The organism is Mesorhizobium sp. M2A.F.Ca.ET.067.02.1.1, assembly GCF_004023285.1.
Lineage (GTDB): Bacteria > Pseudomonadota > Alphaproteobacteria > Rhizobiales > Rhizobiaceae > Mesorhizobium.
Genome location: NZ_RZSB01000824.1, coordinates 1 through 2,491, shown reverse-complemented (window position 1 = coordinate 2,491; position 2,491 = coordinate 1). Strand labels below are relative to the sequence as shown.

General features: G+C 64.9%; 4 protein-coding genes and 1 pseudogene. 2 read left to right on the top strand and 3 right to left on the bottom strand.

What is annotated here, in order from left to right; all coding sequences use genetic code 11:
- Nucleotides 1-652: phosphotransferase (locus tag EOA28_RS32330; RefSeq protein ID WP_128315686.1), on the top strand; the 652-nt coding region annotated here is incomplete at its 5' end.
- Nucleotides 649-1,179: a ribonuclease HI gene (gene rnhA, locus EOA28_RS32325; protein ID WP_127386209.1), complete on the top strand. Its 531-nt coding sequence runs from the start codon at nt 649-651 to the stop codon at nt 1,177-1,179. The genes EOA28_RS32330 and rnhA, both read left to right, overlap by 4 nt.
- Before the next feature lie 16 nt (nt 1,180-1,195).
- On the opposite strand, the gene EOA28_RS32320 is transcribed toward rnhA, so the two are convergent.
- From EOA28_RS32320 to EOA28_RS32310, 3 genes and pseudogenes are all read right to left on the bottom strand, one after another.
- Complete coding sequence (locus tag EOA28_RS32320) at nt 1,196-1,672, bottom strand: DUF2938 domain-containing protein (RefSeq protein WP_127252553.1); 477 nt, start codon at nt 1,670-1,672, stop codon at nt 1,196-1,198.
- Complete coding sequence (locus tag EOA28_RS32315; protein ID WP_127252552.1) at nt 1,672-2,154, bottom strand: peroxiredoxin; 483 nt, start codon at nt 2,152-2,154, stop codon at nt 1,672-1,674. The genes EOA28_RS32320 and EOA28_RS32315 overlap by 1 nt, the downstream gene beginning before the upstream one ends.
- 85 nt (nt 2,155-2,239) lie before the next feature.
- Nucleotides 2,240-2,491, bottom strand: a pseudogene (locus EOA28_RS32310) (hypothetical protein); the annotation flags it as partial.

Here is a 2,491-nt window from a genome sequence, read left to right as displayed (position 1 = left end):
CCTCGAAGGCCTGTCGCTCAGGCGCCCGACTGCCGCGCATTGCGCGGAAGTGGGCAAGGCGCTCGCCAGCCTCCATATTGCCGGCCAGGATTTCCAGATGAGAAGGCCGAACGCGCTGGCGATCGATGGCTGGCGCAAGCTCTGGGCGGCCTCGCGCGAGCGCGCCGACGAGGTCGAGCCGGGCCTCGCCGCCGAAGTCGATGCCGACTTCGCCGATTTCGAACGCAACTGGCCGAGCGGCCTGCCGCAAGGCATCATCCACGCCGACCTGTTCCCGGACAATGTCTTCTTCCTCGGCGAGAAGCTGTCCGGGCTGATCGACTTCTATTTCGCCTGCGACGATCTCTACGCCTACGATGTCGCCACTTGCCTCAACGCCTGGTGCTTCGAGAAGGATTTTTCCTTCAACCTGACCAAGGGGACGGCGCTGCTCGCCGGCTACCAGTCGGTGCGGCCGCTTGGAAACGACGAGAAGGCGGCTATGCCGATCTTGGCGCGCGGCTCGGCGCTGCGCTTCATGCTGACCCGCCTCTATGACTGGCTGACCATCCCGGATGGCGGACTGGTGATGAAGCGCGACCCGACCGAATATATCCGCCGCATGCGCTTCCACCGCGCGATCAGGTCGCCATCCGAATACGGGCTGACATGAACAAAAAGATCGAGATCTTCACCGACGGCGCCTGCTCGGGCAATCCCGGGCCGGGCGGCTGGGGCGCCGTACTGCGCTACAACGGCGTCACCAAGGAACTGTCCGGTGGCGAGGCCGAGACCACCAACAACCGCATGGAGCTGCTGGCCGCCATCACCGCGCTCAATGCGCTGAAGGAACCTTGCACGGTCGACCTCTACACCGACAGCAAATACGTCATGGACGGCATCTCCAAGTGGATCCATGGCTGGAAGAAGAACGGCTGGAAGACCGGCGAGAGGAAGCCGGTCAAGAATGGCGAGCTCTGGCAGGCGCTCGACGAAGCCAACCGGCGCCACAAGGTCACCTGGAACTGGGTGAAGGGCCATGCCGGCCACCCGGAGAACGAACGCGCCGACGAACTGGCCCGGCAAGGCATGGCGCCGTTCAAGCCGAAGCTGGCAGGGCCTGCGCCGGTTGCGGCAGCGCCACAGAAAGCCGCTCCAACCGGCAAACGCGCACCCCGGCGCTCTACGCAGAGCTACTGACGCGAGACTTCTACAGCTAACGGATCAGAAGCGCCGTCGAGAACATGCCGAGCGCGAACACCGTGTGCGCCACGAGGTTCAGCGCGCGCACCTTCGTCGGATTGGGAAGTTTTGATGCCGCCCAACCGGCGCCCATGCCCGGCGCCAGCAGGAACCATCCGGCGCCGACCGTGACGATGCCGAGGATGAAGGCGGGCAGGAAGGTCGGCGCGGCCAGCCAGCCCGCGCCGGCGAGCACGACCAGGATCACGCCGTAGAGGATGCCGACGAGGTAGTGGAAGACCCAGCCTAGCGCCTTTTCATGCGCATAGGGCGCGGCCTTGCCGATATCGTCGTGAAAGACCTTTTCGGGCAGATGCCGGACCCAGCGTCCGACCATGCCCCAATTGGGCAAGGGCTGGCCGACCGCCTTGTTGAGGATGATCGCCCAGATATCCATGAACACCGTGGCGCCGATGCCGATCGCGACCGCGCGCCAGGCGATGTCGAGCATTAGAGCTGCCCGAGGATATGAGCCGCGCCGCTCTCGTCGACGCCCGGCTTGGTTTCGACATTGAGCGCGGTGACCTTGCCGTCGTCGACGATCATCGAGAAGCGCTTCGAGCGCAGGCCCATGCCGGCCGCGGAAAGATCGTTGTCGAGGCCGACCGACTTGGCGAAATCGCCGCTGCCGTCGGCGAGGTAGAGGATCTTGCCTTCCCCGCCGGTGAAGTGCGCCCAGGCGCCCATGACGTGGACGTCGTTGACCGAAACCACGGCGATCGTGTCGACGCCGCGCGCCAGGATGGCGTCATGGTTCTCGAGATAGCCGGGCAGGTGGTTGTTGCTGCAGGTCGGCGTGAAGGCGCCGGGGACGCCGAACAGCACCACCTTCTTGCCGGCGAAGATCTCGTCGCCGGTGATCGGCTTGGCGCCGTCGGCGGTCATCACCTTGAAGTTCGATGCGGGCAGTTTTTCGCCAACCGAAATGGTCATGGGTTCCTCGCTTGCGAGATGGGGAAGATTGATGCTTTCGATATCGGACCGGACAGTTTCCCGCAACCGTTGCGCTAATGCTGGATCAAGGGAAAGGCAGCAACCCGTCGACCGAACCCTCGGCGCTGGTCAGCGTGTAATACAGCCCGCCATCGCTCGGCGTCGCCGACGGCCGGTCGAGGATCGGCACGGTGAAGACGAGCTTGCCGTCCTTCTGGCTGCGCACCGGCGCGCCGAACATGTAGTCGCGCTCGCCGGCGATGAAGAAGTCGACCGATTCCGGATCCCCGGGCGACTGCGCCTGGACGACAAGGGTTTCGTGGTCGCCGGGCAGCAC

Excerpts from the sequence above, each read along its gene's own strand:
- rnhA (WP_127386209.1), top strand. The coding sequence starts at position 649 with ATGAACAAAAAGATCGAGATCTTCACCGACGGCGCCTGCTCGGGCAAT.
- EOA28_RS32320 (WP_127252553.1), bottom strand. The coding sequence starts at position 1,672 with ATGCTCGACATCGCCTGGCGCGCGGTCGCGATCGGCATCGGCGCCACG.
- EOA28_RS32315 (WP_127252552.1), bottom strand. The coding sequence starts at position 2,154 with ATGACCATTTCGGTTGGCGAAAAACTGCCCGCATCGAACTTCAAGGTG.